Annotated in this window: 14 protein-coding genes; 3 read left to right on the plus strand and 11 right to left on the minus strand. The window is 42.9% G+C overall.

Annotated features, from left to right (window positions below; genetic code table 11):
• Nucleotides 1–406 precede the first annotated feature (406 nt).
• Nucleotides 407–1,132: a Crp/Fnr family transcriptional regulator gene (locus MHB37_RS23075; protein WP_036682945.1), complete on the plus strand. Its 726-nt coding sequence runs from the start codon at nt 407–409 to the stop codon at nt 1,130–1,132.
• 179 nt (nt 1,133–1,311) lie between these two features.
• Here MHB37_RS23075 and MHB37_RS23080 read toward each other — a convergent pair whose 3' ends face one another.
• The 11 genes from MHB37_RS23080 to MHB37_RS23130 all read right to left on the minus strand — a co-directional run bounded on the left by MHB37_RS23080 (nt 1,312) and on the right by MHB37_RS23130 (nt 10,748).
• Nucleotides 1,312–2,103: a formate/nitrite transporter family protein gene (locus MHB37_RS23080; RefSeq protein ID WP_076280502.1), complete on the minus strand. Its 792-nt coding sequence runs from the start codon at nt 2,101–2,103 to the stop codon at nt 1,312–1,314.
• Nucleotides 2,104–2,155: 52 nt separating this feature from the next.
• Nucleotides 2,156–2,476: a nitrite reductase small subunit NirD gene (nirD, locus tag MHB37_RS23085; protein ID WP_076193069.1), complete on the minus strand. Its 321-nt coding sequence runs from the start codon at nt 2,474–2,476 to the stop codon at nt 2,156–2,158.
• Nucleotides 2,477–2,508: 32 nt separating this feature from the next.
• On the minus strand, nt 2,509–4,932 hold the full coding sequence (gene nirB / locus MHB37_RS23090; RefSeq protein ID WP_312150459.1) for a nitrite reductase large subunit NirB: 2,424 nt from the start codon (nt 4,930–4,932) through the stop codon (nt 2,509–2,511).
• Nucleotides 4,933–5,163: 231 nt separating this feature from the next.
• Nucleotides 5,164–5,874, minus strand: a complete 711-nt coding sequence (locus MHB37_RS23095) for a hypothetical protein (protein ID WP_076310104.1) — start codon at nt 5,872–5,874, stop codon at nt 5,164–5,166.
• A gap of 150 nt (nt 5,875–6,024) precedes the next feature.
• A complete protein-coding gene (gene ric / locus MHB37_RS23100; protein WP_076218902.1) occupies nt 6,025–6,720 on the minus strand; it encodes an iron-sulfur cluster repair di-iron protein in 696 nt (231 codons plus the stop codon).
• Nucleotides 6,721–7,102: 382 nt separating this feature from the next.
• A complete protein-coding gene (locus MHB37_RS23105) occupies nt 7,103–7,495 on the minus strand; it encodes a hypothetical protein (RefSeq protein ID WP_341164175.1) in 393 nt (130 codons plus the stop codon).
• Nucleotides 7,496–7,522: 27 nt separating this feature from the next.
• On the minus strand, nt 7,523–7,816 hold the full coding sequence (locus MHB37_RS23110; protein WP_076218895.1) for a hypothetical protein: 294 nt from the start codon (nt 7,814–7,816) through the stop codon (nt 7,523–7,525).
• A 270-nt stretch (nt 7,817–8,086) separates the two neighbouring features.
• Nucleotides 8,087–8,812 carry a hypothetical protein gene (locus MHB37_RS23115; protein ID WP_076130692.1) on the minus strand — a complete coding sequence of 242 codons (726 nt, stop codon included), beginning with the start codon at nt 8,810–8,812 and terminating at the stop codon, nt 8,087–8,089.
• A gap of 211 nt (nt 8,813–9,023) precedes the next feature.
• Nucleotides 9,024–9,341 carry a helix-turn-helix domain-containing protein gene (locus tag MHB37_RS23120; RefSeq protein ID WP_036682958.1) on the minus strand — a complete coding sequence of 106 codons (318 nt, stop codon included), beginning with the start codon at nt 9,339–9,341 and terminating at the stop codon, nt 9,024–9,026.
• Nucleotides 9,342–9,465: 124 nt separating this feature from the next.
• A complete protein-coding gene (locus MHB37_RS23125; protein ID WP_076184188.1) occupies nt 9,466–9,789 on the minus strand; it encodes a hypothetical protein in 324 nt (107 codons plus the stop codon).
• Nucleotides 9,790–9,812: 23 nt separating this feature from the next.
• Nucleotides 9,813–10,748 (minus strand): Gfo/Idh/MocA family protein, encoded by a 936-nt coding sequence (locus tag MHB37_RS23130; RefSeq protein WP_076280504.1) that lies wholly within the window; start codon nt 10,746–10,748, stop codon nt 9,813–9,815.
• A gap of 163 nt (nt 10,749–10,911) precedes the next feature.
• Between MHB37_RS23130 and MHB37_RS23135 the strand changes: the two genes are divergently transcribed.
• Nucleotides 10,912–11,532, plus strand: a complete 621-nt coding sequence (locus tag MHB37_RS23135) for a TVP38/TMEM64 family protein (RefSeq protein ID WP_076193058.1) — start codon at nt 10,912–10,914, stop codon at nt 11,530–11,532.
• 98 nt (nt 11,533–11,630) lie between these two features.
• Nucleotides 11,631–12,617 carry a peptide-methionine (S)-S-oxide reductase MsrA gene (msrA, locus tag MHB37_RS23140; protein WP_076280505.1) on the plus strand — a complete coding sequence of 329 codons (987 nt, stop codon included), beginning with the start codon at nt 11,631–11,633 and terminating at the stop codon, nt 12,615–12,617.
• Nucleotides 12,618–12,662: the final 45 nt, after the last annotated feature.

Raw genomic sequence — 12,662 nt, forward strand, 5'->3', positions numbered from 1 at the left:
TCCTGATTTTTGCTCCAATTTCAGGATATCGCTGCATAGCAGTAGAGCCAATGTCCGACCGTAATGAAGATGTGTGCATTTATACGGAGTTGAGATAAAACTAATTTCTTGAACATGAATTTCAACTGTGTTATATGTTACAATCTAACGGGGACGCAAAAAAACAGCGATTAACCCAGTATTTGAGAATAATGGATAGCCGCTGTTCATATATCATAAACGTGAGATCACTTACTCTTTTTTAGTTAAAAAGAATATTACATCGAACACTTTAGAAGTGAAATTTATCACAATGTTGAAAATTCGACACTTTTAAACGATTTTTTATAACCAATTCGAGGGATTTTCAAGGTATAATTAATTTAAAATTTACTGAAAAACTGAGGGAATAAAGGGGATGTCGATTATGCTAAAAGAACATTACAATGTTATCGAAGCCCACGGAAATACAAACTGTTTCTCCGAACAGAATTTCAACAGACTTCTAGTTACAATGAAAGAGCGCATAGTTCCAGAGGGTTCACATCTATTCTGGGAAGGCGACTACTCGGATAAATTGTTTTATATCAAACGTGGACGTGTGAAATTAACTAAATCTACTGATGAAGGTAAAGAACTCATTCTTTATATGTATCAAGCTGGTGATATGGTAGGTCAAGCAGATCCATTCTTCAGCACTAAGCATAGCTTTACAGCCGAAGTGATTGAAGAAAGTGAAGTTGGCGTCATCGAACAAAAGGATCTAGAAATTCTCATCTGCCAACATTGTGACTTTGCTATCGACTTTATGAAATGGATGGGTATTCATCACCGTCTCACCCAAACTAAATTCCGTGATCTAATGATGTACGGCAAACCAGGTGCACTCTGCTCCACGCTCATTCGTCTTGGCAACACCTACGGTGAGAAGAGCAGCGATGGTGAGAATATCCTTATCAACAAAAAAATTACGCATACAGATTTGTCCAACATGATCGGTGCCACTCGTGAAAGTGTTAACCGGATGCTGAGCGACCTGCGTAAAAAAGATGCTGTTGAGTATGAGAACGGTATGATTGTCATCAAGGACCTTGGCATGCTGCAAGAAATTTGCCACTGCGAATTGTGTCCGAACGAAATCTGCCGGATCTAATTCCGTTATAATATACCCTCTATTCACCTCAATGAAACATACATGACCCAATTATTCTGCATAATATAAAATAGAGTGGTCCAAGGCGCCTAATGCAGGTGTCTTTTTTTTATATTCAACAAAAAAAGAGCTAAACCCAAGATCGGTTCAGCTCTAATATAGTTAATTAAAAATGGATCTTAACGGTTGTTGCGAGCACCACGCACTGGTGAGATCACCCAATAGGCCATACCGACGAATACGCCTCCACCAATGATATTCCCCAAAGTTACAGGGATCATATTATGCAGCCATCCAGCTATCGTAATGGTTTCCGGATGATTTGGAAGCAACACAGCAACACTAAGCAGAGTCATATTAGCCACACTATGCTCATATCCGCTTGCGATAAAGGCGAACAGACACCACCAGATTAAAATTAGCTTAGCAGATTCACTTTTAGCGCGTGAGGACATCCATAGCGCTAAACAGACCAGCCAGTTACACAGGATTCCACGAAAAAACAGCTCGGAGAACGGGAGACTCATTTTTTTAGCAGCGGCTGTAAAAATCAAATGCTCCGGCGGCGCAGCACTGAACAACCCAGTCCCACGAATTAAAAGTGCTAAAATCACTGCACCTACCACATTCCCGATGAATACAAGAATCCAGTTCTTAACGGTATCCCAGATACTGGTTCTGCCTGCCAGTGTACTTACAGTAAAAAACATATTATTCCCGGTAAACAGCTCTGAGCCTGCAAATACTACAAGCGTCAGGGCGATGCCGAAGGATGTGCCCATAATAAGCGGTTGGAAAGGAGATTTGGCAGCCGCTAGCGGTGCTCCTAGGGAGAAAATAAGGATAATCCCAATACCTACATAAGCACCTGCCAATAGGGCTGCTAGAAAATATCTTGGTATGCTTTCATTCATTTTGTCCCGCTTACTGACTGCCGTCTCTACGATGCTCTCCACACTTTGCGTAAACATAATACTCCACCCCACCGTTTTCTATTAAATCTATTACTACAAGCTTCGGTGTCTACACGCTCACTGTAACTTTCTCTCCGTCCAGTGTGACTGGATAAGTCACCACACTACCTTGGTCTGGTGCCTGCACCTCACCCGTGCGCAGATCGATTTTCCAATCGTACAGTGGATCGTACAGATAGTGACCTGACACGATCCCTTCAGCAAGCGGTCCCCCCTTAGGATGAGGACTGCGATTCTCTACTGCATAGATGGCTCCGTCAGAGGCACGGAACACAGCCAGTTCAATATTTCCAGCAATCACTACGCGGCCAATTTGCAGCAGGAAATCCTGTACTGATCCTATTGCATACGTTTGTGTGGTCTTATTCATTGGTCTCTCCCCTTCTGTGTGTGTTATATCCGTTAGACTCTTGTTTCTTCAAAAAGCGCAGTACGAGTGCTGCTGTCATTGAGCATTTTTTTCCAAGGATCCGTAACCTGAGTCAGAGCAAAGTCAATCCGTGCGGCCAGCTCTTTGCGGTTATCTTCATTATTCAAAATGACCATTTGAATCTGCTCAAGTCCCATACGCTCAACCCACTCGGAGGTTCTCTCCAAATAATTGCCGGTCTCACGGTAATATTGCATCACAGCGGAGCACACTTCGATCAACTCTTCATCGGTCTTTATTTTGCAGAAGGAGTCAGCGATCCGTGGCTTGATCCCACCGTTACCACCGATAAACACTTCCCAACCGCCATCATTACCGACGATGCCAATATCCTTCGTACAGGATTCCGCACAGTTACGCGGGCAGCCGTTGACAGCTATTTTAAACTTGGCAGGAAAATCAAGACGTTCATACTTACGTTCTATGAGCGCGCCCATTCCCAGCGAATCCTGTGTGCCGAAACGGCAGAACTGTGAACCCACACAAGTCTTAACGGTACGTAGCGACTTGGCATAACCATAACCTGATGGCATATCGAGCTCTTCCCATACTTTCGGCAGATCCTCTTTTTTCACCCCGATTAGATCCAGGCGTTGCCCACCCGTCACCTTCACAACTTTTACATCATATTTAAGGGAGACATCGGCGATTTTCTTCAAATCCTCCGGTGTCGTTACCCCGCCGTACATGCGTGGAATAACGGTATAGGTTCCGTCTTTCTGAATATTGGCTCCCATACGTTCATTAACAAAGCGTGATTCCTTCTCGTCTTGATGTGTATCCGGATTTATCATCCCCAGATAATAGTTAATCGCCGGACGGCATTTAGAGCAGCCTTCCTCTTGTTTCCAACCCAGTACATGCATAACCTCTTTAGTAGTACTAAGACCTTTAGCTGTAATCTCAGCAACAATCTCATCCCGGCTAAGCGTTGTGCAGCTACAAATTCCTTGCTTGGCAGACTGCTCAAAACTATCACCCAGGACAAATTGTAAAATTTGTTCTACAACCGGTTTACAACCTCCGCAAGAGCGCGTCGCTCCTGTACATGCTTTTATTTCGTCCACAGTAGTAAAACCATTTTCTATGACCGCATCCACAATCGCTTTTTTCGTAACCCCGTTACAGCCACAAACGATTTCTTCGTCCGCCATCGCTTCTACGGACGTGCTCTTTTTGGATCCACTTCCGCAGCAGCCCGTCCCCATAACCTCTGTATAAATTTCATCGGTCATTACAGCGCCTTGTTTTACTAACTTTTGCAGGTTAGCCGACTCTGTCACATCCCCGAATAGGACTGCACCAACAATGACATTGTCTTTGAGCAGAATTTTCTTATAGGTTCGCTTCCATTCATCTTTGCTTGAGATTACAGTATGTTCAGGAGAATCCATAAACTCACCTGCAGAAAATACATCCACTCCGGAAATTTTTAATTTGGTGGAGACAACAGAACCTTCATATGGGTTTGTGTCGCTTCCGCAGAGATGTTTAGCTAGAACCATCCCCTGCTCAAAGAGCGGCGCTACTAATCCGTAACAAACTCCGCGATGTTCGGCACATTCGCCAATGGAATATACATTTTGCATAGAGGTCTGCAGATAATCGTCCACTACAATCCCACGATTAACAGCAATTCCGCTTTCTTTTGCCACAGTTATATTCGGTTTGATGCCTACAGCCATAACTACAAAATCAGCCGCAAGTGAAGTGCCATCACTAAATTGTAATCCACTTACTCTCTGTTCCCCGGTCAATTCTACTGTTTGTTTGCCCATGGCAAATTTCACGCCTTGACGCTCTAGCTCAGCTTGCAACATAGAAGAGGCATTACGATCCAGCTGGCGCTCCATTAGATCTTCCATCAGATGTACTACAGTAACGTCCATGCCAAGGTTCACAAGACCCTTTGCCGCTTCCAATCCAAGTAAACCCCCGCCGATTACCGCCGCTTTGTTGTATCGTTTAGCCGCAGCCAGCATCGCATCACAATCTGCAATATCCCGGAAACCCACTACGCCTTCCTTATCACAACCAGGTACAGGTAAAATAAATGAATTCGAACCCGTTGCAATAATCACTTTATCGTAAGAAACAGCCATGCCGTTATCCGCAATTACTTGCTTGGAATGCTCGTCAATTCGTGTAACTGTTGTTGCTGTATGCAAGGTAATGTTGTTATCTTCATACCAATTCCAGTCGTTTAGGATGATATCGTTGATGGTTTTGCTGCCTTCGAGAACATAGGACAACATGATCCGATTATAATTGGGATGAGGTTCGCTTCCAAAGACCGTAATGTCATAAGCTCCACCTAGCTTCAATATCTGCTCTAGCGTACCTATGCCTGCCATACCGTTGCCGACTAATACTAATTTTTCTCTCTTCGCTGCCATGGTTAGGTGCCTCCTCAGTCTTATCCGTTCTTGTTGAACTTTGCTTCAACTTCTCTTCTACATAATGGAATTATACATTTCAAAATTTAAGAGAGATTGTGATTACAGTCACATTAAATGTGAATGTTTTCACATAAAAATAAGACAACTTTATTAGGTTATAACTTCCAATTAAAAAAGCCAGATCACGGATTCTGAGCAACCGTAGATCTGGCATTTATGTACTTTTTTTTAACGTATAGCCAATAAAATCTCCAATTCATCCTGCACTCTAAGCTTCATGTCCATTCCATTCTCAAGCAGCTGCTTCCCATTCACCTTCATCTTCCAAACTTCATTGCTAAGAGGAGTATAATCACCAATGGATAACACCTTTTTGTTGTCTTCGGTCAACTGCACCACACTGCTGTTCTTCAACAAACCTCTCACTGTTAAATCTTCAGTAAATCCCATAACATATGAATGATTCAAATTCACTTGCTCACTTCCACCATTCACGGTCAACAACACAATTTGAAGGGGTTCCTCTTGTTCCTTAGACATCGCCGTAATTACTAATTTTGATTCATGCCCGACTGTTCGCCCCCAATCCTCAGATCCAATGGTCTCTCCATCCATTTGCAGCTCCCAATTCATTCCTGGACCGAGTGAAATATTATTTACCGTTAGAATGCTTGTGTTATCCTCAGAAAAGGTGGCCTTCCCACTACCTTTCAGTAGGTCAAAGATCGTTATCCCTTTTCTGTAGCTCTCGCTAAGCTGCTTGTCCAAAGGGTTGGTAAGCAAGTCATTTCCCGCAACGATAAGCGAAAGCGTAGGCCCGTCTGATCCTGCTAAGCCATTATTCCCTTCATTATTAATGTCAGCAAGAGTGGAACACCCACCTATTATGAATACGATGACTAATCCTAGTAACAACCTCCACATATATTTCGTGGGCATAGTGACACCGCCTTGTCCCGCCTAATGACCACACAGCGTCTCAGGCTTGTAGTAAGTTATGCATACTGTCTATTTAAGAATAACGTAAATAAGCTTTGTTCTCAAATATAAAAAAAGTCCCCTAAGGGACTCTATGAAAACTCATTTTTTCTACTGGAATCTAGGGAACAATATATTATTCTCCAGATGAACATGTTCAAAAGTCATGCTCTCCAGCTCCTCTAGCCGGGCATAAGTCAAACGATAGGTTGTACAAGCATGAGCCGGTGGGGTGAAATCAGCTGTTATTTTGCGTATTTGTCTCAATATATCGCCTGCTGTGTCATGTTCACTCTCGAGTTCAATTAATGCCTCGCGAAGTATGGTCAGCCCTTCTTCACTTGGATTGGCATCATACGCTAATAATTTTGGAAACTCGTCTTCCTCTTCTTTAGCTGTATGCTGAAGCAGATCTTCCTTGAGTGCATTAAACAAACTATATAACTCTTCTAAATGAGGGGAATCTCCGCCATGAACCCGGTATACCTTAGTTACATTTTGGCTAATCAGGGGCAGCTCTTCCCGCAGGTAATGGTGATGTTTACTCACGATATGCTCGATTAACTCTGCAGAAGGTGCTGTATTCCATGCGAGTTCTTCTTGAGGTACCGGATATTCCTCGAACAGCTTGTTGAGATCACTAATGATCATCTCTTGATCTAGTCCACGCTCTACCGCTGCTTCAGCAAGAGGTTTGGCGCCTCCACAGCAGAAATCAATCCGTTTGGACTTGAAATAATCCGCAGCTTTTGGGAATTGCAGCACTATATCTTTTACCAGGGCATCTGGAGTAAATCCAGGTTGCACCGATTGCTTATGCTGTAAATCCGAAATTCTATCATTAGGTTGTTTAGTTTCCATAATAGTTCCTCCTCAGGATATGTGATCAGGTTCTGAAAAAATCTTTTCCACCTGTTCACCTTAACCCTGAAAGGAGTTTTGACTTGTGATTGTACTCACGAAAATTGTATCTCTTTGTTGAACGAAAAAGGTCAATTATGGTGATCTCTGACCACAATCAACCTGTTTACATAACGCTTTAGCGTACTTTAGGTTAAAATTACCAAGCATTATTGTATGTACAAACGAAATGACGAAATTTTATACAGGTATTATATGTGTTATTGGCTGAATAATAGATTACTTAGGCACTGGGTAGCCCCACCAAAAGAAGAAACTTGAGCAATACTTAAAAAGTTTCTTCTGTTACAGCCTTAAAAGGAGCGTGTCCAGTTTCTGCATTTCTTAATAAAGTCGGCTTTCTAAACCTTAAACTACACCGCAACTTATAAATAGCCGTGTCTTCATTCATTTCAATGAAGATTACATCTATCCATATTGGTACTAATGGTTCTAATCCACAAAGTATATTTATAGTTTTATCCAGTGTTAATTGCTTATTCCCAATGTTTTCTTCACTTAAAATGTTTAGCCTCATCATATCATCTGCACCGTTTAGCGGCTTGTCTTTTTCTTTCACAGGCTCTATAACAAATTTACAATTGGTAAAAATCAATCCTTTCTTTCTTGATATTTCCTCAATAGTTTTTAATAAATTCCCTTTAAAAATATCTTTATTCATCTGTTTTATCTCTTCCACGTTCATCACCTACTTTATCTGAATACTAGAAATCTTAACAAGTTCATTTGTATTAACGTAACCTGAAGGAGTTGTTTCTATGGTGTATATTTCAAGCCATGCATTTTTAGTTTTCACCCCTATTTGCTCAAGAACTTGTGAGAATAATTTTGCTTGCTCAATTGAAGGAGTATAGTGACCGGATAAGTTAGATATGCTTCGGACCTGTCCCTGATTATTAAGTTTTAGCTTTCCTGCCGCTTGAACAGACTCCCCATTTGCCAAAAAGGAATGCCCTCTCCCAATATGAAGTTTGCCATTCATGACCTCCAGTTCTTACACTTAGACCATCCAATGTGCTACACTCTTCGACTCATCATTCCAGATCTTTATGTACTATTTTATCTTTAAATACTTAAGTAAAAGGAGCGCATATCTAACCTATATATCGGCTTAACTTCCCATTATTTTACTTTAAATCCTTTCTTTTAATTTTTTAATTCTAATTACTGCCCTGAAAATAGCAGATAACAAAAACAGGTCAATCATGGAGATAAATCTCCACAATCGACCTGACACTAAAATCTGTATCTTCTATTGAACATAAGCCTGCATATACGTTCGCTTCCCCTTTGCGTCCTTCAAATAAGGTCCTAAGCCAGCAAAGCGGGAGTGATCCATATAAACACCAGTCATCCATCTGCCTTCTGTTAGGCCTCCGTTCCATTTGAGGACAAGGTCAGGGGCGGATATCCATTCCTGATAAATCTGTATATTCTGATCTTTGTACTCTTTACAAGGCTTAGACTGCTCCAGAAGACGTAGATCATTAAGGTAAGTTGGCACGAAATAAGAGGATATCGTATGCAAATCATCTTCATCAAAAAAGGGCTCATCCCCTAAAAAGGGTTTGAATAATACGGTATTCTCGTACATGGACCAAATTAGGGCTTGTAGCACCATGCTTTGGCGAATGCCATTATGGAACTTATATTGTCGTTGATTACTCGCCACATTCACTTCTTGAAGAGGTTCCGTCGACTCCAGGCAATGCCGTTCACAGCCGATACATTTCCAGCCAGAAGGACTTTGAATCCATTTTTGAAAAATAGTCCCGCTATCATTGTTGCCTTTGTAGAGTGAAGAGATAATGCTGTAAGGCACGCCAATCCACGCATCCCATAAGGAATCTGGAAGATGGCTATGCAGCATGAACAACGTCTTGTCATAGATGAGCTGTACTTTGATCGAAGCGTTCTCCAGCTCAGCAACATCCTTTTTTCCATACGTTATTTCCCGGGAAAACAGGGTGGTCTTCATCTCCCTCGCCTCCTAATAGTTTTGCTATGCCTGTACTCCAGCTGAGTAGATTTGAGCAAAAACCAATATTGCAAGCGTTTCCACGCAAGGAACATACAACGTTTTTTCTATTATATTACAGATTTTTTCGATCTGTGCAAGGTTTTTATTTAAAAATTGAAAAGCCCTCCTCCGTTCTTCAGGAAAAAGGGCCACAACACGACTTTGATTTCTACTCTACCCAGCTCTCAGCCCAAGACTGAATCTGCTGCATAACAGGCTCCAGCGCACGGCCTTTGTCTGTTAGTTCATATTCAATACGCACAGGTGTTTCCGGGTATACATGTCTAACCAGAATACCCTCACCTTCCAAATCCTTCATCCGCTCGGACAGCATCTTATCGCTCATTGAAGGAATGAGGCCGGAAATATCTTTAAACCGCTTCGGTCCACTCATCAATGTCTGAATAATAAGTCCATTCCAACGTTTGCCTAAGAAAGAGAAGGCTGTCTCAAATCTGGGACACATCGAAATTTGATGTTCTTCCATTGTTCTCACCTCTCACTAGCGAAACTTACTATTAGTTAGTATATATAATATTAACACATTTTATCCCTGATGAACATCGTTTACTAAAAAAAGTTCATCTGACATTATCATTATATCCTCGTTGTCAATCCCCTGTATGTGCTTTAGATTCCCTTTTAGAGATCGCTTCTGTCACGATTTGCGCCAAGTCATCATTTCCGAATAAGGAGAGTACGCCCAGAACTGTGTCATCAGAAATATCCCCTGCTTCCTCCGCAGAAACCGTTAGGGCAAGCGCTTTTCGCAAGGCTTCATTCCCTTCTTGCTGTGGATAAGCCTGTAAATATAAACTGTGCGGGTCGAGCCCTTGATTCACGCACCACTGGGCGAATACAAGGATCATCATCTCTTCCTCACGCTTATAGCTTTCGATGATTTGTTCCTCCACTAATTTACGGTTGTCTTCCATATTTTACTCCTTTCTTAGAGACCTCATTCAGCAAGCTGAGCTGCCAATCTATGACTAGGCAGAACTGCTGAAGCAGCAATACTGCATAACTCTGGTGTATTTATATTGTTCAGGAAATGATCTACCACTCCACCAAAACCTCTTCTATCCAGCACCGTATCCCAGCTTCCAAAGCTCTGGGTCCGTGGCAAAGCATTTTTTTCATATAGGATGGCTTGGTCCAGATCTGCCACTTCCACCGAACGTCCATTACCGTGCAGCTCCAGCTTCTCCAAATCAACACCCGCCTCACGAAGCATGCTATACATCCCCACTGAGCCTTGCTCCCAACCCAGCATTCCAGATGCCTGCACAAGTCGCCCCTCTCCATTGGATTGAAGATTACTGCGAAGCAGCTCATACTGATCTCCACATAACCATAACAGCAGATCAAGCATATGAATCAAGTCGTCATGCACAGTCTCACGGCTGCTGCCTAACTGCAGCTTCGTGCGATGTTTAATCGCGTGGCAATGGCTAATGCCTCCGGCTTCCTCGAGCCAACTCTTGGCAGTGACATACATTGGGGCAAAACGCCGATTAAAGCCCACGCCTAGTAGCAGCCCTTTATTTTCTGCCAGCTCTGCCATCCTTCTGGATTCTTCCAGATCATAGGACAGCGGCTTATCTACATACACCGAAATCCCATGCTCGAGACATTTTGTTACTATATCATAATGGGTCGTCGTTGGGCTATGCACAAATACTGCATCCAGATCCCAAGACAACAGCTCGTCCAAATTTGTCGTACTTTTAGGAAAACGGTAGGCTTTAACAGCTTGCTCTACTGTTGTGGATGAGTAACTGAGAACCCCCACTACCTCAACTTGTCCATGCTGAGAGAGCAGTGGCAAATATACTTTGCGGGCGATATTTCCAATCCCGATGATGGCGACTCTTTTGCGTGCAGAAACGATCAATGATCTAACTCCCCTCTTTATAATTCAAGAATTTATCTCTCTCTTTGTTCTCTATAAATGCTATTATACCTGCTTGGCGTTCGCCGACAATGATCTTCACTTCAATATTTACTTTTTATCCCGTATGATGAGATGAATGAGTGGAAGAAAGGGTATATTAGCTATGAGAAAATGGTTCTCGATTATTCTTTATGTTTCGGGCACAATCCTTGCGTTTATCTACAGATATGACATCCTTAGCTGGATGAAAGAGGATCATAATCTTTTCAGCTCTATAGGGATCGCAACTTTACTGGCTCTCTTTCCAGTTGTACCGTACAAAGCGGTCATCGGATTTTTTGGTTATGCATACGGAAGTTTGGCAGGTGCTTTAATTTGCTGGGTAGCTACAACCCTTGCTGCCGCATTCCTTTTCGGCGTAGTGAAGTTCTTATTTCAAGATCAAGCGAGAGCTTATCTGACTTCTATTCCCCTACTCGAAAAATTCACAAAAGGCATAGAACGGCGGCCCTTTGCTTCTATTGTCTTAGCACGTCTCTTGCCGATTATCCCGCAGACAGCAGTTAACATCTATGCCGGAGCAGCCGGACTGCCCTTCTGGGGTTATCTTGCTGCCTCAGCTATTGGAAAAATCCCAGGCATCGCCTTGTATGCCTTCCTTGGGGATCAACTGTTCCAGAACCCAGGTAATGCGATTATAGCCATTATTGTTTATGCCATTGTGCTTATTATAGCCGGACTAAGCTTTCGTTACAGTTCACAGGAAGTAAAAAACACTAGGTAACAGAGAGCTTATTTGGCGGAAGCTGGCAGGCTGTGGTTATTTGCTTTATAATTAGATTGTGATCTATTTAATTGCATTACATGAATGGAGGGATATTAATGAGTGAACATCAGACTAACCATATAAATTCCAAGGCGGAAAAAGCAACCTTTGCAGGTGGATGCTTCTGGTGCATGGTCTCGCCGTTCGAGGAATTGCCAGGCATTATTAGTGTCGTCTCCGGCTATACTGGCGGGCATACAGTGAATCCTACCTATGAAGAGGTATGCTCCGAAACTACAGGACATGTTGAAGCCGTACAAATTACGTTCAATCCAGAAATTTTCCCTTATAGCAAGCTGCTTGAGTTATTCTGGCAGCAAATTGACCCAACCGACGCGGGTGGACAATTCCATGATCGCGGCACCTCTTACGGAACGGCTATCTTCACCCATTCTGAAGAGCAGAAGCAACAAGCAGAGGCTTCCAAGGCAGCTTTGCAAGAAAGCGGCCGATTCGCTAGCCCGATTGTTACCCCGATCCTCCCGGCAGCAACCTTCTATCCTGCCGAAGAATATCATCAGGGCTACCATCGTAAGAACCCGGGCCACTACAAACGTTACCGTAAGGGTTCCGGACGAGAGGATTTTATCGAAACCCACTGGACACATAAAGAAGACAAACTAAGCTTGAAAGAACGTCTGACGCCACTTCAATATGAAGTCACTCAGAATAGCGCTACAGAGTCACCTTTCCGAAATGATTTTTGGGATCACCACGGAGAAGGCATTTATGTAGATATCGTATCTGGTGAAGCATTATTCAGTTCGCAGGATAAATACGATTCCGGTTGTGGCTGGCCCAGCTTTACACGTCCGATTCGCGATTACGCCGTGAAGGAAAAGACGGACCTCAGCCATTTGATGGTTCGCACAGAAGTGCGCAGCAAAGTAGCAGATTCCCATCTAGGTCATGTCTTCGACGATGGTCCAGGGGAAAACGGCCTGCGCTACTGCATTAATTCAGCAGCACTGCGCTTTATACCAAAAGAGGATCTGGAGAAAGAGGGCTATGGCGAGTATCGTGTAATCTTCCAGCCTGCCTAATCTTCGATAAAAGCGAAATACTGTACTGTCTTACAGAAAAGAAAA

It is taken from the genome of Paenibacillus sp. FSL H3-0286, from assembly GCF_045040705.1.
In the GTDB taxonomy this organism is placed as follows: Bacteria; Bacillota; Bacilli; order Paenibacillales; family Paenibacillaceae; genus Paenibacillus_AQ; species Paenibacillus_AQ odorifer.

Bases quoted from the DNA above. Each gene is read 5' to 3' on its own strand.
- MHB37_RS23075 (WP_036682945.1), top strand. From the start codon at position 407: ATGCTAAAAGAACATTACAATGTTATCGAAGCCCACGGAAATACAAAC.
- MHB37_RS23080 (WP_076280502.1), bottom strand. From the start codon at position 2,103: ATGTTTACGCAAAGTGTGGAGAGCATCGTAGAGACGGCAGTCAGTAAG.
- nirD (WP_076193069.1), bottom strand. From the start codon at position 2,476: ATGAATAAGACCACACAAACGTATGCAATAGGATCAGTACAGGATTTC.
- nirB (WP_312150459.1), bottom strand. From the start codon at position 4,932: ATGGCAGCGAAGAGAGAAAAATTAGTATTAGTCGGCAACGGTATGGCA.
- MHB37_RS23095 (WP_076310104.1), bottom strand. From the start codon at position 5,874: ATGCCCACGAAATATATGTGGAGGTTGTTACTAGGATTAGTCATCGTA.
- MHB37_RS23105 (WP_341164175.1), bottom strand. From the start codon at position 7,495: ATGAATAAAGATATTTTTAAAGGGAATTTATTAAAAACTATTGAGGAA.
- MHB37_RS23110 (WP_076218895.1), bottom strand. From the start codon at position 7,816: ATGAATGGCAAACTTCATATTGGGAGAGGGCATTCCTTTTTGGCAAAT.
- MHB37_RS23115 (WP_076130692.1), bottom strand. From the start codon at position 8,812: ATGAAGACCACCCTGTTTTCCCGGGAAATAACGTATGGAAAAAAGGAT.
- MHB37_RS23120 (WP_036682958.1), bottom strand. From the start codon at position 9,341: ATGGAAGAACATCAAATTTCGATGTGTCCCAGATTTGAGACAGCCTTC.
- MHB37_RS23125 (WP_076184188.1), bottom strand. From the start codon at position 9,789: ATGGAAGACAACCGTAAATTAGTGGAGGAACAAATCATCGAAAGCTAT.
- MHB37_RS23135 (WP_076193058.1), top strand. From the start codon at position 10,912: ATGAGAAAATGGTTCTCGATTATTCTTTATGTTTCGGGCACAATCCTT.
- msrA (WP_076280505.1), top strand. From the start codon at position 11,631: ATGAGTGAACATCAGACTAACCATATAAATTCCAAGGCGGAAAAAGCA.